Origin of the sequence: Micrococcus luteus (genome assembly GCF_014138885.1) — a bacterium.
GTDB classification, from domain to species: Bacteria; Actinomycetota; Actinomycetes; order Actinomycetales; family Micrococcaceae; genus Micrococcus; species Micrococcus luteus.
In genome coordinates this window covers 2,005,773-2,023,638 of record NZ_JACJIK010000001.1, presented here as the reverse complement: position 1 = coordinate 2,023,638, position 17,866 = coordinate 2,005,773, and the positions used below count along the sequence as shown (strand labels likewise).

15 protein-coding genes are annotated in these 17,866 nt (G+C 75.5%); 4 read left to right on the top strand and 11 right to left on the bottom strand.

What is annotated here, in order from left to right:
* The first annotated feature begins 137 nt into the window (after nt 1–137).
* Nucleotides 138–1,613 (top strand): TrkH family potassium uptake protein, encoded by a 1,476-nt coding sequence (locus HDA34_RS09350; RefSeq protein WP_073116733.1) that lies wholly within the window; start codon nt 138–140, stop codon nt 1,611–1,613.
* A complete protein-coding gene (locus tag HDA34_RS09345; protein ID WP_178329098.1) occupies nt 1,606–2,283 on the top strand; it encodes a potassium channel family protein in 678 nt (225 codons plus the stop codon). Before HDA34_RS09350 ends, HDA34_RS09345 begins: the two co-directional genes overlap by 8 nt.
* Before the next feature lie 15 nt (nt 2,284–2,298).
* Here the strand turns inward: HDA34_RS09345 and proC are convergent, their stop codons facing one another.
* From proC to trhO, 6 genes are all read right to left on the bottom strand, one after another.
* Complete coding sequence (gene proC / locus HDA34_RS09340) at nt 2,299–3,129, bottom strand: pyrroline-5-carboxylate reductase (protein WP_134377256.1); 831 nt, start codon at nt 3,127–3,129, stop codon at nt 2,299–2,301.
* Entirely contained in the window at nt 3,126–4,010 is an 885-nt protein-coding gene (locus HDA34_RS09335) for a sugar phosphate isomerase/epimerase family protein (RefSeq protein ID WP_134377255.1), read from the bottom strand. Before HDA34_RS09335 ends, proC begins: the two co-directional genes overlap by 4 nt.
* A gap of 2 nt (nt 4,011–4,012) precedes the next feature.
* The gene (locus HDA34_RS09330; RefSeq protein ID WP_095694895.1) at nt 4,013–5,035 is read right to left on the bottom strand and encodes a Ppx/GppA family phosphatase; all 1,023 of its coding nucleotides are present in this window, start codon (nt 5,033–5,035) and stop codon (nt 4,013–4,015) included.
* A 5-nt stretch (nt 5,036–5,040) separates the two neighbouring features.
* On the bottom strand, nt 5,041–7,875 hold the full coding sequence (gene topA, locus HDA34_RS09325) for a type I DNA topoisomerase (protein ID WP_061867164.1): 2,835 nt from the start codon (nt 7,873–7,875) through the stop codon (nt 5,041–5,043).
* Nucleotides 7,876–8,015: 140 nt separating this feature from the next.
* Nucleotides 8,016–9,692 carry a DUF7059 domain-containing protein gene (locus tag HDA34_RS09320; RefSeq protein WP_134377254.1) on the bottom strand — a complete coding sequence of 559 codons (1,677 nt, stop codon included), beginning with the start codon at nt 9,690–9,692 and terminating at the stop codon, nt 8,016–8,018.
* On the bottom strand, nt 9,689–10,618 hold the full coding sequence (trhO, locus tag HDA34_RS09315) for an oxygen-dependent tRNA uridine(34) hydroxylase TrhO (protein WP_061867166.1): 930 nt from the start codon (nt 10,616–10,618) through the stop codon (nt 9,689–9,691). Before trhO ends, HDA34_RS09320 begins: the two co-directional genes overlap by 4 nt.
* A 93-nt stretch (nt 10,619–10,711) precedes the next feature.
* Between trhO and HDA34_RS09310 the strand changes: the two genes are divergently transcribed.
* Both HDA34_RS09310 and sftH read left to right on the top strand, forming a co-directional pair.
* Nucleotides 10,712–11,485 (top strand): GNAT family N-acetyltransferase, encoded by a 774-nt coding sequence (locus tag HDA34_RS09310; protein ID WP_134377253.1) that lies wholly within the window; start codon nt 10,712–10,714, stop codon nt 11,483–11,485.
* Nucleotides 11,482–14,079, top strand: a complete 2,598-nt coding sequence (gene sftH / locus HDA34_RS09305; RefSeq protein WP_060973648.1) for a DNA 3'-5' helicase SftH — start codon at nt 11,482–11,484, stop codon at nt 14,077–14,079. The genes HDA34_RS09310 and sftH overlap by 4 nt, the downstream gene beginning before the upstream one ends.
* Here sftH and HDA34_RS09300 read toward each other — a convergent pair.
* The 5 genes from HDA34_RS09300 to HDA34_RS09280 form a co-directional block, all read right to left on the bottom strand.
* Entirely contained in the window at nt 13,998–14,438 is a 441-nt protein-coding gene (locus HDA34_RS09300; protein ID WP_060973649.1) for an Rv3654c family TadE-like protein, read from the bottom strand. The genes sftH and HDA34_RS09300 overlap by 82 nt on opposite strands.
* A complete protein-coding gene (locus HDA34_RS09295) occupies nt 14,435–14,887 on the bottom strand; it encodes a TadE family type IV pilus minor pilin (RefSeq protein WP_060973650.1) in 453 nt (150 codons plus the stop codon). Before HDA34_RS09295 ends, HDA34_RS09300 begins: the two co-directional genes overlap by 4 nt.
* Nucleotides 14,880–15,113, bottom strand: a complete 234-nt coding sequence (locus tag HDA34_RS09290) for a DUF4244 domain-containing protein (RefSeq protein ID WP_049161531.1) — start codon at nt 15,111–15,113, stop codon at nt 14,880–14,882. The genes HDA34_RS09295 and HDA34_RS09290 overlap by 8 nt, the downstream gene beginning before the upstream one ends.
* Before the next feature lie 176 nt (nt 15,114–15,289).
* A complete protein-coding gene (locus HDA34_RS09285) occupies nt 15,290–16,417 on the bottom strand; it encodes a type II secretion system F family protein (protein ID WP_230956258.1) in 1,128 nt (375 codons plus the stop codon).
* A complete protein-coding gene (locus tag HDA34_RS09280) occupies nt 16,414–17,739 on the bottom strand; it encodes a TadA family conjugal transfer-associated ATPase (RefSeq protein WP_134377252.1) in 1,326 nt (441 codons plus the stop codon). Before HDA34_RS09280 ends, HDA34_RS09285 begins: the two co-directional genes overlap by 4 nt.
* Nucleotides 17,740–17,866 lie beyond the last annotated feature (127 nt).

Below are 17,866 nucleotides of genomic sequence, written 5' to 3'. Positions count from 1 at the left end.
CACGGTCCAGCCTAGGGCTCCGGGCGACACGGTGGCGACGATCGCCTCGGATGTCCTGCCCGCGTGACGCGCGGGCCACGGGGCGCGCGATACTGGGAGCCGGTCCGTTCCCCGTCCCCCCGCGCAGGAGGTGCCCCGTGGCAGGTCTCCGTCCGACTCCGCGCGCCCGCCGCCACGGCGGCGTGCGCCGGCCCGGCGGCCTCCCCCGGCCCGGCCAGGCCTCCACGCTGGAGTCCTCGACCGACCTGCGCACGGTGCTGCGGCGCTCGGGCCGCGCCGTCAGCTCGGTGGTGGGCGGCTCCCCGGCCCGCGCCGCCCTCTCCGCCTTCGCCCTCATGGCCCTGGTGTTCACCGGGCTCCTCGCCCTGCCGTGGGCCGCGGCGGACGGCCACGCCACCCCCCTGCACGACGCCATGTTCACCGCGGTCTCCGCCTTCTCCGTGACCGGTCTGACCACCGTCAACACGGCCGTGCACTGGTCCCCCGCGGGCCAGGTGATCATCCTCGTGGCCATCCAGATCGGCGGCCTGGGCATCCTCTCGATGGCCTCGCTGCTCACGCTGGCCGTCTCCCGGCATCTGGGTCTGAGGTCGAAGCTGGCGACGCAGCAGGCGGGCATGACCTCCGGGAATCTCGGCGAGGTCGGCCGGCTGCTGCGCGTCGTCGTCGTGACGGTGCTGACCGCCGAGGCCGCGCTGGCGTTCTTCCTCGTGCCGCGGTTCGCGGCCATCTCCGGCTCGTGGCTCACCGGCCTGTGGCACGGGGTCTTCTACTCGGTCAGCGCCTTCAACAACGCCGGGTTCACCCTCCACGTGGACGGCCTGCCGGAGATCATGCACGACCCGGTGATCATCACGGTGCTCGGCGTCGGCGTGTTCCTGGGTGCGCTCGGCTTCCCCGTGGTCATGGTGCTGCTGGAGAAGGGGTGGCGATTCCGGGAGTGGAACCTGCACACCAAGCTCACGGTCGAGGTGACGCTGGCCCTGCTGGTGCTCGGCGCCGTCGCCCTCTTCTTCTTCGAGGCGGGCAACCCGGCGACCCAGGCCGGCATGGGCTTCTGGCAGCGGGTCGGGCACTCCCTGTTCGGCTCCATGATGACCCGCTCCGGAGGCTTCGCGATCGACGACACGAACGCGCACCAGCCCGAGTCCCTGCTGCTCATGGACGCGCTGATGTTCGTGGGCGGTGGGTCCGCCTCCACCGCGGGCGGCATCAAGGTGACCACGCTGGCGATCATGTTCCTCGCGATCGTGGCGGAGGCGCGCGGCGACCGCGAGGTGACGGCGCACGGCCGCACGATCGCCCCCGAGTCCCTGCGCGTGGCCATCGCGGTGCTCGCACTCGGGGCCACCCTCGTGCTCGTGGCCACTCTGGCGCTGGTGCACATCACCGACGAGTCCCTCCAGCGGCCCCTGTTCGAGGTGATCTCCGCGTTCGGCACGTGCGGGCTCTCCGTGGGCGTCTCCGCGGAGAGCCCACCGGCCGGCAAGTACGTCCTGACGGCCATGATGTTCGCGGGCCGCGTTGGTACGATCACGTTCGCCGCCGCCCTGGCCCTGCGCCAGCGGCGCGTGCTCTACCGCTACCCCGTCGAGAGGCCGGTCATTGGCTGACACCCCGCAGCGCACCGATCCCAACGCCCCCGTGCTCGTCGTGGGGCTGGGCCGCTTCGGCGCCGCCACGGCCGAGGAGCTCGTCGCACAGGGCCGCGAGGTGCTCGCCGTCGAGCGGGACCCCGTCCTCGTGCAGCGCTTCGCCCCCTCGCTCACCCACGTGGTGGAGGCGGACGCCACCGACCCCGAGGCCCTGCGCCAGCTCGGCGCGCAGGACTTCTCGACGGCGGTGGTCGGCGTGGGCACCTCCATCGAGGCATCGGTGCTGATCACCGTGAACCTCGTGGACCTGGAGATCCCCCACATCTGGGTGAAGGCGATCAGCGAGGCGCACGGCACGATCCTCAAGCGGATCGGGGCGAACCACGTGATCTTCCCCGAGCACGACGCCGGCGTGCGGGCCGCCCACCTCGTGAACGGGCGCATGCTCGACTTCATCGAGTTCGACGACGACTTCGCGATCGTGAAGATGTACCCGCCGGCCGAGTGCGTGGGCTTCACGCTCGGCGAGTCCCACGTGCGCTCCAAGTACGGCGTGACCGTGGTGGGCGTGAAGACTCCGGGCGAGGACTTCACCTACGCCCAGCCGGACACCCGGGTGGGCCCGCGCGACACCCTCATCGTCTCGGGTCACACGGACCTCATCGACCGGTTCGCGGCCCGGCCCTGAGGCACGCCGGAACCGTCAGGCCCCGAACTCCTCGGCCATCTCCGTGTCGCGCTGCGCGGCCGCGTCCATGGCACGGTTCACGAGGTCGCCCATGCCGCCGTCCAGGAACGCCTCCACGGCCTTCTCGGTGGTGCCGTTCGGGCTCATCACGGCCTTGCGCAGAGCCTCGGCCCTGGCCCCCTCCTGCTGGAGCATGATGCCGGCGCCCTTGACGGTGGCCGCGGCCATGGCCTCGGCGGAGGCGGCGTCCAGTCCCATCTCGGCGCCGTGGGCGGCGATCAGCTCGGCCAGCAGGAACACGTAGGCCGGGGCGGAGCCGGCGGTGGCCACCACGGCGGAGAGCTGCTCCTCGGCCACCGGCACCACCAGGCCGGAGCCCTCGAAGAGGGCGCGCACGGCGGCGGTCTGCTCCTCGGTGACGCCCGGCCCGGGGGCCATGCCGACGACGCCGGAGCCCACCGTCAGGGGCGTGTTCGGCATGGTCCGCACGATCGGCTGCCCCGCCGGCAGCACGGCGGCCATGGTGGCGGAGGTGACACCGGCTGCCACGGACACCACCACGGTCTCGGGGCGCAGCGACGGCGCCAGGTCCGTGAGGGTGGCGACCATGTCCTTCGGCTTCACGCCCACCAGGACGATGTCCGCCTCGGCGACCGCGGCATGGTTGGCGCGTCCGTCCCGCTCCTGGGAGGTCACGGTGACGCCGTGCTGCGCGGCGGCCTTCTCGGCGGACGCGGCGGAGCGGGTGGTGGCGGTGACGTCCTCGGCGCGCACGGCGCCGGCGTCGAGGGCTCCGGCGAGGATCGCGCCGGTCATGGTGCCCAGGCCCAGGATGGTCAGCTTCATGGTCGGTCCGTCTCCTTCGTGGTCGGGCGCAGGGCGCCGTCGTCGTGGTGGTCGGTCTCGCCGGCGGCCAGGTGCTCGCGCGCGAAGGCGAGCGAGGCGGCGAGCTTCTCCTCCCGCTGTCCCGCGTACTCCACGCCGCGGGTGCCCACCTCCACGCACACCGCACCGGCCAGGCCCACGGTCGCCAGGTGGCGCAGGGTCTCGGCCACGCGCTGCGTGCCCTCGCCGGGGACCAGGTGGTCGTCCTTGCCGGAGTCGTTGCCGTCGGTGAGGTGGACGTGCCGCAGCCGCGGGCCGAGCTCGCGGACGGCCGCCAGGGAGTCCGCCCGCGCGATGGCCGCGTGGGAGAAGTCCCAGCAGATGTGCTCGTACGGCTCGGGCAGCGGGTTCCAGTGCGGCAGGTACATCTTGGCCTCGCGGCCGTAGGCCCGCCACGGGTACATGTTCTCCACGGCGATCACGACGCCGGTCTCCGCCATGAGCTCGTGGATGCCCTCGGCGAAGCGCACCGCGTACGTGCCCTGCCAGCGGAACGGCGGATGGGCCACCACGGTGGCCGCGCCCACGGCCTGCGCCAGCTCCACGGAGCGGCGGATCTTGGACCACGCGGAGCCCCAGACCTGCTGCGTGAACAGCAGGGTGGGCGCGTGGATGGAGTCGATGGGCATCCCGTGCCGCTCGGACAGCCGCGCCAGCCGCCGCGCGTCCTGGCTCCACGCGTTGTGCGTGACCATGACCTCCACGCCGTCGTAGCCGAGGTCCTCGGCGGTGGCGAACACGTCCTGGGTGCCCAGGGGGAACACGGACGAGGAGGACAGGGTCACGGGGATGTCCGCGCCGAAGCGCGCCGCGGGGGCCAGGTGCGCGGTGGAGTCCGCCATGGTCAGCGCACCCCCAGGCTCAGCCCCGGCAGGAGGGTGTCCGGGTTGAGGTTCACGTGGCCGACACCGGGCAGGCCGTCCCGGGTGAGGTGGCCCTCGAGCATGAGCGCGTCGAGGCGGTTGAGGATCAGGCCCTCGCGCAGCGCCCACGGGCAGATCTCGAGCTGGGCGATGCCGAACGTGCGCATGGCCGTCAGCGCGACGATCGCCCCCGCGAACACCTGGTGCGCGCGCACGTCCGAGACGCCGGGCAGCTCCGCCCGCTCCGCGACGGTCATCGCCGCGAGGCGGTTCACCCACAGGTGCAGGTCGTCCGCGCGCAGGTGCCGCTTCACGAAGGGGCCCGCCGCCGACGGCGCCGCCCCGGTGATCCGGGCGAGGGAGCGGAACGTCTTCGAGGTGGCGGTGACCACCACGGGCGACTCGATGCGCGGGAAGGCCGTATACGCCTCCTCGAGTCGCTTCTCCACGTGCTTGCGGAGCTTCTTCACCGCCTTGGGGCTGGGCGGGTCCTCGAGCACCCAGTCGCGGGTGAGGCGGCCGGCGCCCAGCGGCAGGGACAGGGCGTGCGAGGGCAGCTCGTCCTGGCCGTAGGCGATCTCGAAGGAGCCGCCGCCGATGTCGAAGTTCAGGATGGAGCCGGCGCCCCAGCCCTGCCAGCGGCGCACGGCGAAGTACGTCATGGCCGACTCCTGGTCCCCCGTGAGCTCGGAGAGGTGCACACCGGTCTCGGCCTGCACGCGGGCCAGCACGGCGGCGCCGTTCGCGGACTCGCGGATCGCCGAGGTGCAGAACGAGATCATGTCCTCCGCCCGATGCTCCTCCGCGAACGCGGCGGCCTCACGGACGAAGTCCACGAGCTCCCGCTGTCCCTCCTCCGTGATCGCCCCGTCGGCGTCCTGGTAGCGGATCAGCGGAAGGGAGCGCTTGTGCTCCGCGTAGGCGACGGGGCGGGCCCCCGGGTGGGCGTCCACGAGCAGCAGGTGGACGGTGTTGGACCCGATGTCCAGGACGCCGAGGCGCATGGCGCTCAGGCCTTCTTCCGCGCGGTGGTCTTCTTGGCCGGGGCCTTGCGGGCCGCCGGCTTCTTGGCACCGCCGCGGGTGGCCGGGCCCTTGGCACGCTTGTCCGCGAGCAGCTGGTAGGCCTCCTCCGCCGTGAGCTCCTCGGGCTGACGGCCGCGCGGGACGGTGATGTTGGTGACCCCGTCCGTGACGTACGGGCCGAAGCGGCCCTCCTTCACGGTGACCTTCTTGCCGGAGACCGGGTCCTCGCCGAACTCGGCCAGCGGCGGCTTGGCGGCCCCGCGGCCACGCTGCTTCGGCTGGGCGTAGATCTCGAGGGCCTGCTCCTGCGTGATGCTGAAGATCTGGTCCTCGGACTCGAGCGAGCGCGAGTCCGAGCCCTTCTTCAGGTAGGGCCCGAAGCGGCCGTTCTGGGCGGTGATGACCTCGCCCTCGGCGTCCGCGCCCACGACGCGCGGCAGGGACATCAGCTGCAGCGCCTGCTCGAGGGTCACGGTGTCCACGGACATGCTCGTGAAGAGGGAGCCGGTGCGGGGCTTCTCCTTGGCCGGCTTCTTCTTCGGCTTGGGCTTGCCGTTCTTGTAGTACTCGGTGGGCTGGGCGTCGAGCCAGGCCTGCAGCTCCTCCTCGGTCATCTCCGGGATGACCTCGGTGACGTAGGGCCCGTAGCGCCCGTCCCTGGCGACGACGGTCCGGCCCGTCTCCGGGTCCGTGCCGAGCTCGCGCTCGGAGGGCTGGGCGGTGGCGAACAGCTCCTCGGCCTTGGCCGGGGTGAGCTCGTCCGGGGCCAGGTCCTCGGGGACGTTGGCGCGCGGCGGGGTGGCGCCCGCCTCCGCGTCGGCCGGCAGCGACCGCTCCAGGTACGGGCCGTACTGGCCCACCCGCAGGGTGATGTCCTCGGTGATCGGCAGCGAGTTCACGGCTCGCGCGTCGATCTCGCCGAGGTTGTCCACCACGTGCTTGAGGCCCTCGACGCCCTTCTCCGTCTCCGCGGCGGGGGCCCCGAAGTAGAAGGTCTGCAGCCAGGCCTCGCGGCCGAGCTCGCCCGCGGCGATCCGGTCGAGGTCGTCCTCCATGCGGGCCGTGAAGTCGTAGTCCACGTACTTCGCGAAGTAGTCCTCGAGCAGTCCGATCACCGCGAACGCGGTCCACGACGGGACGAGCGCGGTGCCGCGCTTGGACACGTAACCGCGGTCCATGATCGTGGAGATCGTCGGGGCGTACGTGGAGGGCCGCCCGATCTCGCGGCGCTCCAGCTCGGCGACGATCGACGCCTCGGTGTAGCGGGCCGGCGGGGAGGTCTCGTGCCCGGTGGCCTCGATCGGGTCACCGGTGAGGCGCTCGCCCTGGGCCACCTGCGGCAGGCGGCGGTCCTTGGCCTCCGCGTTCTCGCCGTCGACCTCGGCGTCCCGGCCCTCCTCGTACGCGTCGAGGAAGCCCTTGAACGTGATGACGGTGCCCGAGGCGCTGAACTGCGCGAGGCGGCCGTCCTGCGCGGTGGCCGAGAGCCGCAGCGTGGCGGTGTAGCCCTTGGCATCGGCCATCTGCGAGGCCACGGTGCGCTTCCAGATCAGCTCGTACAGGCGGAACTCGTCCGGGCGCAGCTCGGCCTTGACCTGGGCCGGGGTCCGGAAGGAGTCCCCCGCGGGCCGGATGGCCTCGTGGGCCTCCTGCGCGGTCTCGTTGCGCTTGGCGTAGACGCGCGGCTGGGCCGGCACGGCGTCCGCCCCGTAGAGCTCGGTGGCCTGGCGCCGGGCGGCCTGCACGGCTTCCTGCGAGAGGTTCACCGAGTCCGTGCGCATGTACGTGATGTAGCCGTTCTCGTACAGGCGCTGGGCCACCTGCATGGAGACGCGGGAGCTCATGCGGAGCTTGCGGGCGGCCTCCTGTTGCAGCGTGGAGGTGGTGAAGGGGGCGGCCGGGCGGCGGGTGTACGGCTTGTCCTCCACCGAGTCGACCGTGAAGTCCGCCCCGCGCAGACCCTCGGCCAGCGAGCGGGCGCCGGCCTCGTCCAGGTGGGTCACCTTCTTGCCGGCGGAGGCCTTGAGCCGCCCGGCGTCGTCGAAGTCGCGGCCCGTGGCCACGCGCTCGCCGTCCACCGTGCTGAGGCGGGCCGTGAACGAGCTGCCCACGGCGTCCGCGGCCTGCGCGCCCTCGGCCACCGTGAAGGTGCCCTCCACGCCCCAGTAGTGGGCGGAGACGAAGGCCATGCGCTCCCGCTCGCGCTCGACGACGAGGCGGGTGGCCACCGACTGCACGCGGCCCGCCGAGAGCCCGCGGGAGACCTTGCGCCACAGCACCGGCGAGAGCTCGTAGCCGAACAGGCGGTCGAGGATGCGGCGCGTCTCCTGGGCGTCCACGAGGGCCGTGTCCAGCTCGCGGATGTTCTCCAGGCCTCGGCGCACGCCCTCCTGGGTGATCTCCCCGAAGGTCATCCGGTACACCGGCACCGTGGGCTTGAGGGTGTCCAGCAGGTGCCAGGCGATGGCCTCGCCCTCCCGGTCCGCATCCGTGGCGAGGTAGAGGGCCTCGGCGTCCTTGAGCTCGCGCTTGAGCTCCGCGACCTTCTTCTTCTTGTCCGGGTGCACCACGTAGTACGGGGTGAAGCCGTGCTCCGTGTCCACGGCGAACTTCCCGAACGGGCCCTTCTTCATGTCCGCCGGCAGGTCCGAGGGCTTGGGCAGGTCGCGGATGTGCCCCACGGAGGAGTCCACCACCCAGCCGGAGCCCACCGCGTTGAGGTACTTCGCGATGGACTTGCTCTTGGCCGGGGACTCCACGATGACCAGCTTCTTGCCCTCGGGCACGGGAGCGGTCACGGAAGCGGATGACGTGGACAAGGGGGTCCTCCTCGGACGGGGAAGGCGGTGGTTCCGGGCCGGTGCGCGGTGCACGCCGGCGTCGGGCGGACGTCCCCACATCGTAGGGCGCGCTGACCACGATAACGCCCGGCGTCCCCGCGCCCGCCACCACCCGATCGTCAGCCCTCCACCAGGAAACCGTCCTCGTACAGCTCCCGCAGCGCGGCCAGCAGGCCGGCCCGGCCGACGTCGTCCAGCTCCAGCAGCGCGGCGACCGCGCCCACCAGCTGCCCCACGGACAGCTCGCCGTCGGAGGCGGACAGCACGCCCGCCGTCGCGGTGTCCAGGCGCGCCACGCGCCGGAACCCGGAGCCCTGCCGGGCCAGGATCACCTCGGGGTGCTCCGCCCCGAACCGCTGGTGCCGCTCCTCCGTGACGTCCGCGGCCACGCGCAGGTGCAGGCCGCGCAGCGCGGCCAGGGCCGGGTCCCCGACGGCGTCCCCCGCCCCGGCGCCCGCGGCGAGCCGGTCCCGGCGGGCGACGGCGGCGGCCCACGCGGCGCCGAGGGCCTCGTCCACGGGCTGGGTCAGCTCCTCGGCGACCACCCACCCCCGGCCCTGGGAGCCGTCCGCGGCGGGCCGACGCAGCCACACGTGGCCGAAGCCCACGCCCGCGACCCCGCGCGCGGCGAAGTCGTCCAGGTAGCCGCGGTAGGCGGCCTCATAGGCGGGCGGGTCGAGCTCGAGCGAGGAGTCCTGCAGCCATGTCTCCGCGTAGCCCGCGGGGTCCTGCCGGTCGCGCTGGAGGAACCAGGCCTGCATCCCCGGCGCCACCCACGAGCGCGGGCGCGCGTCCCACGGTGCGGTGTCGGCGTCGGCGGTGTCCCCCGCCGGGATCTCCCAGTTGGCGAGCAGCTGCGCGGTGCCGCCCTCGGCGAGCACGTCCGGCAGGGCCGCGATCAGCTCCGCGACGATCCGGTCGCCTTCGCGGCCGCCGTCGCGGTAGGTCAGCATGGGCGCGTCCGGGTCCGTGCGCGGGGTGATCACGAACGGCGGGTTCGAGACCACGAGGTCGAACCGCTCCCCCGTCACCGGCGCCAGCAGATCGCCGGCCGCCAGCCGGACCCGGTCCTCGAGCCGGTCCCGGTCGAGGCCGAGCACGTCCGCGTTGAGCAGCAGGTTGAACCGGGTGAATGCCAGGGCCCGCTCGGACAGGTCCGTGGCGGTGACATGGTCGGCGTGGGCGAGCAGGTGCAGGGTCTGGATCCCGCAGCCCACCCCCACGTCGAGGGCGCGGGCCACGGGACGGCGCTGCGTGGCGCCGGCGAGCGTGAGGGAGGCCCGGCCGACGCCGAGCACGTGCTCGGGAGGCAGCGGGCCGCGCCGCTGCAGGGCCGTCAGGTCCGAGGCGATCCACATCCGGCCCGGCTCGTCCGCCTCGTACGGCGAGAGGTCCACCGCGCCGCGCACGCGCCCGTCCGGCCCCTCGACGACGAGCCCGGCCGCCACGGCCCCGGCCAGGCCGAGGCGGGGCAGCGCGGCGTCGAGGTCGGCGGCGGGGACGGGGTCGCCGAGCAGCCAGGCCCCGACGGCGGCGGCGAGGCCCCGCGTGCCATACCGGTCGCCGGGGCCGGCTGCGTCGTCGGGCCGGCCGGGGCCCGCCAGGTGACCGGCGACGACGCGGCGGGCGGCCTCGGCGTGCTCGCGGTCCAGGGCGAGCGTGGCCACGGGTCCGAGCAGCCCCTCGACGGCGGCGGTGGTGAACGGCAGGGCCGCCAGATCCGCGGCGAGGGCCACGGCCGTGGCCGGGGTCAGCCGCGGGGCGGGGGGCGACGGGGGTGTCGGGACGGGACTCATGCCTCGGTCCTCTCAGCGGGGTGGGGGCGGTGGGCGCAGACAGGACAGCGGTGCTCGGGGTCGTCGGCGGCGCAGGCCGCACAGCGGACCTCGAGCGTGGTGCAGGCCGGGTCGGCGCAGTTGCGCAGCGCCGAGGTCGGTGCCTCGCACGCGACGCACCGGCCGATGGTCTCGGCGTCGGCGGTGAAGCGGGTGGACAGGCGCCGGTCGAACACGGCCAGCTCGCCCCGCCACAGTCCGGCGTCGCCACGGGCCTCGCCGTAGCGGACGATGCCGCCGTCGAGCTGGTAGACCTCGGCGAAGCCGCGGTCCTTGAGCAGGGCCGAGAGGACCTCGCAGCGCACGCCGCCCGTGCAGTAGGTGATCAGCGGCGCGTCCTTGACGTGGTCCAGGGCCCCGGAGTCGACGGCGGCGAGCAGGTCGCGGGTGGTGTGCGCGTCCGGGACCACGGCCCCGTCGAAGCGGCCGATGGCCGCCTCCACCGTGTTGCGGCCGTCGAGGAAGCGCACGGGGTTCGCGGTGCCGGCCCGCTCGGCGACGAGCGCGTCCACCTGGGCGGGGGTGAGCCGCTCCCCCGTGCCGACGACGCCGTCCGCGTCCACGGTGATGCGCTCGGGGGCCCCGAACGCGACGAGCTCGGGCTTGACCTTGACGGAGAGGCGGGGGAAGTCCGCCGCCGAGCCGCCCGACCACTTCACCTCGAGGTCCCGGAACGCCGGATGCTCCCGCGTGCCGCGCACGTAGCGCTTGACCGCGTCGACCGGTCCGCCGACGGTCCCGTTGATCCCCTGCGGCGACACGATGATCCGGCCGGTCAGGCCGAGGGACGCCGCGAGCGCGCGCTGCCACAGCCGCACCGCCTCGGGGTCGGCGAGCGGGGTGAACCGGTAGTACAGCGCGATGCGGGAGAGGGCGGCGGTGCTCATCGAGGTCCAGGCTAGTGCGCGGCCCCGGATGTGACGGCCGTGCGGGACGGGCGGGGCCTGGCCCGCACCGGCCACACGCCTTACCCTTCAGACATGACTGAGCATCTGGATCCGGCACTGGTCGACATCTGGTTCGCGGCCTGGTCGCGATCGCGCGGCTACCGCACGAGCCAGGAGGCGGGGCGACGCGCGGCCCTGCGCACCCCTCGCCCCGCCCGCATGATCCCCGGCGGCTCCGGTCGCGCCACGGTGGACGTGCCGGCCACGTGGGAGCACGTGGTGGTGAACCCCTCCCGCGCGGAGCTGGAGGACCTGCGCGAGGCGCTGCGGGACCAGGAGCAGATTCTGCTCACCGTGTTCGGCGACGCCGGCGAGGACCCGAAGGCCATGGGTCTGAAGGCCCAGGCCGAGCCGGAGCGCTTCATGACCATGGACATGGACCCCGAGCTGCAGGACGTGGAGCCCCCGCTGCTGCCCGAGGGCTATGAGGCCCGCGTGGACCAGCCGATGGAGGGCAGCCGTCGCCTGCGCATCCTGGCCGTCGGCGCCTCGACCGCGCCGGAGGGCGAGGAAGAGCTCGCCGCCCTCGGCTGGGTCACCGAGGAGGACGGCACCGCCGTCTACGACCGGATCTGGACGTCCCCGAACCACCGTCGCCGCGGCCTCGGCTCCCTCGTGATGCGCTACCTCACCTCCGAGGTCATGAGCGAGGGTGAGATCAGCCGCGGCCTGCTCGTCGCCTCGCCGGACGGGCAGAAGCTGTACCGCCACCTGGCCTGGACCGACCTCGGCCCCGTGTCCATCTGGGGTCGCGGCCTGGCCGAGGACAACCCCACCGCCGAGCACACCGGCACCATGGGGGCGTGACCGGCCACCTCCCGGAGCACGATCCCTGGGCGGATCCCGCGGGCGGCTGGGGGCCGCCCGGCACGGCGGACGCCGCGCCGGGCGTGGACGACGCCGCCCCGGACTGCTCCGGACCGGAGCCGCAGCCCGTCGGTGAGGTGGTGGCCGACGTCGTGGCCGGGCTGTCCGTCACGGCACCCGGCGACCTGCGCCCGGACACGCCGGCGGGGGCCGGACTCCGTGCGGCGCTGGGCCGGACCGGGCTGCCCGAGCAGATTCGCCACGTCACCGAGCTGCCCGCCCGGCAGGCCCGGCACACGGACTGGCCCGCGGACGCGCCGGAGGGCCTGGTCAGGGCGTTCGCGGCACGCGGCGTCGAGCGGCCGTGGCTGCACCAGGTGCGCGCCGCGGCCCTGGCCGGCGCGGGGACGCACACCGTGCTCGCCACGGGCACGGCGTCGGGCAAGTCGCTGGGCTACCAGCTGGCGGTCGGCACCCGGCTGGCCGCCGACCCCCGGGCCACCGCGCTCTACCTCGCCCCCACCAAGGCCCTCGCGGCGGACCAGCTGACCTCTTGGCGCGCCCTCGAGCGGGACGGCGCCCCGGGGCTGCGCGCGGCCCCCTACGACGGCGACACCGCACCGCAGGACCGGATCTGGGCTCGCGAGCACGCCACCGTTCTCATGACCAACCCGGACATGCTCCACGTGGGGATCCTGCCGCACCACGAGCGGTGGGCCGCGTTCTTCCGGAACCTGGCGTTCGTGGTGGTGGACGAGTCGCACACGTACCGGGGCGTCTTCGGCTCGCAGGTGGGCATCCTGCTGCGCCGGCTGCGGCGCATCGCCGCCCACTACCGCGGGGACCGTCCGGAGACCGTGTTCATCGGAGCGTCCGCGACGTCGGCGGATCCGGCCGGGCACTTCGCCCGACTGATCGGGGCGCCGGCCACGGCCGTCACCGAGGACGCGTCCCCGCACGGGGCGGTCACGGTGGCGTTCTGGGAGCCGGAGCTGACGGACCGTCGGGGCGAGAACGGCGCGCCCGTCCGCCGCTCGGCGATGGCCGCCGCCGCCGACCTGGTCACGGACCTGGCCCTGCAGCAGGTGCGCACGCTGGCGTTCATCCGCTCGCGGCGCGGGGCCGAGGCCATCGCCAGCGCGGCCAAGCGGCAGCTCGAGGAGGTCGAGCCGGGGCTCGGCACGCGGATCGCGGCCTACCGCTCGGGCTACCTGCCCGAGGAGCGGCGGGAGCTGGAGGCGGACCTGCGCTCGGGTCGGCTGCTGGGCATGGCCTCGACGCCGGCGCTGGAGATGGGCATCGACGTCGCGGGGCTGGACGCGGTGGTGGTGGCCGGCTGGCCGGGCACCCGCGCGTCGTTCTTCCAGCAGATCGGCCGCGCCGGGCGCGGTGGCCAGGATGCGCTCGCGTTCTTCGTGGCCTCGGACGACCCCCTGGACACGTTCGTGGTGGACCACCCGGAGGCCGTGTTCGACCTGGGCGTGGAGGACACCGTGGTGGACCCGGAGAACCCGCACCTGCTCGGCCCGCAGCTGTGCGCGGCCGCCGCGGAACTGCCGATCACGCCCGAGGCGTTCGGCTGGTTCGGGGAACCGGGGCGGGTGCGCGCCCTGCTGGACGTGCTGGTCGAGCAGGGGCTGCTGCGCCGTCGGCCGGCCGGCTGGTTCTGGACGCACCCCGAGCACGCCGCCGGCATGGTCTCCCTGCGGGACGACGGCGGCGGGCCCATGGACATCATCGACGCCGAGTCCGGTGCCCTGCTGGGCACGATGGACTCGCCCCAGACCCACTACCAGGCGCATCCCGGCGCGGTGTACGTGCACCAGGACCGCACGTACCTCGTGGCGGAGCTGGACGAGGACGCGCACGCCGTGGTGGTCACGCGGGCCTGGCCGGACTTCACCACGCAGGCCCGGGACGTCACGGAGATCGAGATCGTCGCGGTGCACCGTCGCCTGGACGCGCGCGAGAGCACCCTGCGCTGGTGCCTCGGGGAGGTGCAGGTCCGCACCCAGGTGGTGTCCTTCCAGCGCAAGGCCCTGGCCTCCGGGGAGGTGCTCGGCGAGGAGCCCCTCGACCTGCCGGCGCGGGACCTGTTCACCTCGGCGGTGTGGTTCCAGGCGGCCTCGGACGAGCTCATCGCCGCGGGTCTGACCACGGATCGCCTGCCCGGCGCCCTCCACGCGGCGGAACACGCGATGATCGGCATGATGCCGCTCGTCGCCTCGAACGACCGCTGGGACATCGGCGGCGTCTCGATGGTCCTGCACCCGGACACGGGCTCCCCCGCCGTGTTCGTCTACGACGGCCGGCCCGGCGGGGCGGGCTTCGCCGAACGCGGCTTCGAGCAGGCGCGACGCTGGGTCGAGGCGACGGCGGGGGCCATCGCGGCCTGCGAGTGCGCGGAGGGCTGCCCGTCCTGCGTGCAGTCCCCCAAGTGCGGCAACCGCAACAGCCCCCTGGACAAGGCCGGCGCGCTGACCGTCCTGCGGTTCCTGATGGACCACGCCGATCACCTCGTCCCGGCGGACGCCTCGGCCGACGGCTCGGGCGGCGCCCCCGGCGGGGCCGCGGACGCGGCGCCCGGGGCCTGAGACCGCGGCGGACCCGCGACGGCGTCGGCCGTGGCCGCCGGCAGCGGGGCGCGGGCGAGCTCGACCGCGACGCGCACGGTCCCGTCCTCGCGCACCTCGCACGCCACGACGACGGCCCCGTTGCGTTCGGCGGTCCGCCCGGCCAGCACGCACGGCTCGTGGTCGGAGAGCCCGCGCCGGGCGTCGGAGGCGGCGAGCGCCGCCAGGTCGGCGGCCCCGGCCGCCCGGGAGCCGGTGACCGAGGCCTGCCCGAGCGCCGCGACCGCCAGCAGCAGACCCGCCCCCAGGGCGGCCGTGCCCAGGACGGACACGGTGCCCGAGCCGCGTTCGCCCCGCGCGGGCGCCCTCCCGCGGGTCATGACCGGTCCTCCGGTGAGGCGGCGGGCGTTCCGGGCCGCTGGTCGGGGGCGGCGGCGTGGGCGGTGAGGGTGAGCACCTCGGCCCAGGCGAGCGGCCCGGGGCCGGGCTGGACGACCTCGACGGTCACCCACCCGCCCTCGACGGTGTGCGAGAGCGAGGCGTCGTCGCCGGCCATGCGCGCCACCGCGTCCCGGGCCGCCGCCTCGTCGTCGCCCCGGGCGAGGATGCGGGCGGCCGACGCCGCGGCGTCCTGACCCCGCACCTGCTGCACCGCGGCGGCGCCGGCCAGCAGGACGGACACGAGCACGAACGCGATCACGGGCAGCAGCACCGCGTACTCGGCCGTGACGGCCCCGGTCTCGCCGCCCCGGAGCGCCCGGGGCCACCCCGCCGTCCGGGCGCCCGTGCGGCGCCCGGACGGCGGGGCGGAGATCGGGTGCTCAGTCACGCTGGAGCGCCCCGGAGACGAGGTCCACGAGCAGCGACTGCACGTCCGGGCTGGTGAGCACGACGGCCAGCACGCCCGCGAAGCCCACGGCGGCGAGCGTGAGGATGCCGTACTCGGCCGTGATCGCGCCGGTCTCCTCGCTCGCGGCGTCGACGACGCGGGCGAGGCGGTCGCGCTCGCTCGGGCGAGTGACGGCGGGCTGGGCGGAGTGGGAGCGGTGGGTCATGGTGGTCCTCCTGGAGTGGGCCCCGCGGTGCGGGGCGGTGGTGACGGCCCGGCCGGGCCGCTGGTCCCAGGCTGGCCCGGTGCGGGCCCCGCGCGCCGGGGGCGGTGCGGATCCGGGGATGGGGCGGGGCGAACGGGGCCCTGTGCAGGACCGGACGCCCCGGTGTCGCCGCCGCCTCAGCCCGGTCCCGCCCCGAGCAGGGCCATGACGACGGGCACAACGCCCCAGCACACGAAGGCGGGCAGCAGGCACAGCCCCAGCGGCATCACCAGGCGCACGGCCAGCTCCTCGGCCGCCCGTTCATCGGTCCGCCGGGTCTGCTGACGGACGGCGGCGGCGGTCTCGGCCAGCGTGCGGGCGCCGGCCATCCCGGACCGGTGCAGCGGACGCAGTCGGGCGGCGGTCTCGGCCCACACCGGGTCCGTGTCGAGGCCCACCCACGCCTCGTCCCAGTCCCGGCCCCAGAGCAGCAGCGCCGCCGTGGCCCGCAGGCCGCGGGCGCCCGGCAGGGTCCGGCCGAGGTCGTCCAGCGCGGCGGGCAGGGATCGGCCGGCGCTGAGCAGCGCCGCCAGCACGTCCAGCACGACGGCGGCGCCCACCGCCGCCGGCTCGCGCGCGGCCGCACGCAGCAGCAGGCGCGTCCAGGACCGCCCGGCCAGCCAGAACAGCAGCCCCACCGCGGCGACCACGGCACCGAAGGGCGAGCGGACCAGGTCCCACGGGGAGGTGCCGAGCAGCCACGCGAGGCCGAGGCCGCCCAGGGGCAGCCACTGCAGCAGTCGGGACGTCGCGCCCGGCCCCGCCGCGGCCGAGCGGCGGGCCCGGGCCGCGTCCACGTCCGCCTCGAGGCTGTGGGCCAGCCGCCGGGCCACGGCTGCGGGAGCGGCACCCGCCCGGGCCCCGGCCGCGAGCGCCGCATCGACCAACGCCCAGCCCGGGTCCCGTGCGGGGGTCCGCCAGGGCGGGGTCCCACCGCGGCGCGCCGCCTCCCCGGTCGGCGCAGGCGACGCCGGCACATCCCAGGCCAGCGCCTCGGCCCGGCGTCGGGCGTGGTGATGGGCGCAGCATGCGGCACCCGCCTCGCCCGGGCCCGACCCGCAGGCGGGCAGGGTGCACGCGGTCTCCCGCCAGGCCTGCTCCTCGGTCAGACCGGCCGCGACGAGGGCGGCCCAGCGGCGCAGCACGCCGACGAGCACCTCCGTCTCCTCCTCCGGCCTCGCCCGCCCGGCCCGCCAGGGCAGCAGCGCCACGGCACGCCCGGCGCGGGACCGCCGCGCCGGCCCGGTGGCCGTCGTCGGGCTCACCGGCCGCCCCGCCCCGCCAGCCGCGCCGCGAGCGCGGGCACGCCGGGTCCCTCGACGGTCCGCCCGCCCGTCGCCTCCGTCCCGGGCCGCCACGTGAGGGCGGGCAGCAGGGCGAACCCGTCGGCGCGCGGGTCCGGGACGGCGAGCTCGACGGGGTGCCGCCCGTGGCCGTCCCGGGCGACGTGCAGCACGGCGTCCACGCCGGCGCGGGCCTGCGCGGCCACCGTCTCGGGCCGCCAGCCGGCCAGGGAGGCCATGGCCGTCAGCCGGGCGGGCACCTCGGCGGCGGCGTTGGCGTGCAGGGTGCCCCACGCGCCCTGGTGTCCCGTGTTCAGGGCGGTGAGGACGTCGGCCACCTCGGCGCCGCGGCACTCGCCGACCACGAGCCGGTCCGGCCGCATCCGCAGCGCGTGGCGGACGAGCTCGGCCAGTCCGACCTCGCCGGCGCCCTCCGCGTTGGCGGCGCGGCACTGCAGTGCGACCACGTGCGGGTGATCGGGCGCGGCCTCGGCCGTGTCCTCCACGACGACGATCCGTTCGTCCCCCGGCACCCGGCCGAGGGCTGCGGAGAGCAGCGTGGTCTTGCCTGCCCCGGTCGCGCCGCTGACCAGGACGGTGGCACGGTCGCGCACGAGCGCCTCGAGGGCGTCGGCCCAGAGGGCGCCGTCCGGCCAGCCGTCGGCCAGCGCGGCCAGCGACGGCGTCGTCGCGGCCGGGATCCGCAGGCTCAGCAGGGTGCCGCCGCCACTGACCGGGGGCAGGACCGCGTGGACGCGCACGCCGCCCACGCGGGCGTCGGCCAGCGGCACCGCCGCGTCGAGGCGGCGGCCGGCCCGGTGCAGCAGCCGCACCGCGAGCTCCCGGGCGGTCTCGGGGTCGAGCCGACCGGGGCGGCGGACGAGGCCTTCGTCCCCGTCGGTCCACACCGCGCCCGCGCCGTCCACGAGCACGTCGGTCACGCCCGGGGTGCGCACCCAGGGTGCGAGCGGGCCGAAGCCGTCGAGCTCATCGACCAGCGCCGCCACGCGCGGGTCGTCGATCGGCGCATCGAGGGCCTCGGCGATCAGCGGGGCCAGCGGCGGCTCCGCCCCGTCGGCGGCCGACGCACGGGCCTCGGCCACGCGCCGGCGCACGACGGCGGCGTCCAGCCCGCCGGGGCCCGCTGCGGGTGTGGCCAGCGGCGGCGCGGCGACCTGCGTGCGTTCCGGCTCGGCCGGGTCAGTGCGGGGCCACGGGAACCGTCGGCCGACCTCGGGCGGGGCGAGGCGGGACCGTCGGCCCCGGGGCGGGCGGGCCGGGGCGGCGGGGACGAACGGGCGCATGGCGGACCTCCTGCGGGATGGGGGGCGGCCGCCGCGGTCCGCGGCCGCCGGCCCGTCCAGTCCACCGCCTCGCCCGCGCGCCCGCCTGCCCCGGTCGTCCGGCTGGGGACACGTGCCCACCCCCCGG

Excerpts from the sequence above, each read along its gene's own strand:
- proC (WP_134377256.1), bottom strand. The coding sequence starts at position 3,129 with ATGAAGCTGACCATCCTGGGCCTGGGCACCATGACCGGCGCGATCCTC.
- HDA34_RS09335 (WP_134377255.1), bottom strand. The coding sequence starts at position 4,010 with ATGGCGGACTCCACCGCGCACCTGGCCCCCGCGGCGCGCTTCGGCGCG.
- HDA34_RS09330 (WP_095694895.1), bottom strand. The coding sequence starts at position 5,035 with ATGCGCCTCGGCGTCCTGGACATCGGGTCCAACACCGTCCACCTGCTG.
- HDA34_RS09320 (WP_134377254.1), bottom strand. The coding sequence starts at position 9,692 with ATGAGTCCCGTCCCGACACCCCCGTCGCCCCCCGCCCCGCGGCTGACC.
- trhO (WP_061867166.1), bottom strand. The coding sequence starts at position 10,618 with ATGAGCACCGCCGCCCTCTCCCGCATCGCGCTGTACTACCGGTTCACC.
- HDA34_RS09310 (WP_134377253.1), top strand. The coding sequence starts at position 10,712 with ATGACTGAGCATCTGGATCCGGCACTGGTCGACATCTGGTTCGCGGCC.
- HDA34_RS09300 (WP_060973649.1), bottom strand. The coding sequence starts at position 14,438 with ATGACCCGCGGGAGGGCGCCCGCGCGGGGCGAACGCGGCTCGGGCACC.
- HDA34_RS09290 (WP_049161531.1), bottom strand. The coding sequence starts at position 15,113 with ATGACCCACCGCTCCCACTCCGCCCAGCCCGCCGTCACTCGCCCGAGC.
- HDA34_RS09280 (WP_134377252.1), bottom strand. The coding sequence starts at position 17,739 with ATGCGCCCGTTCGTCCCCGCCGCCCCGGCCCGCCCGCCCCGGGGCCGA.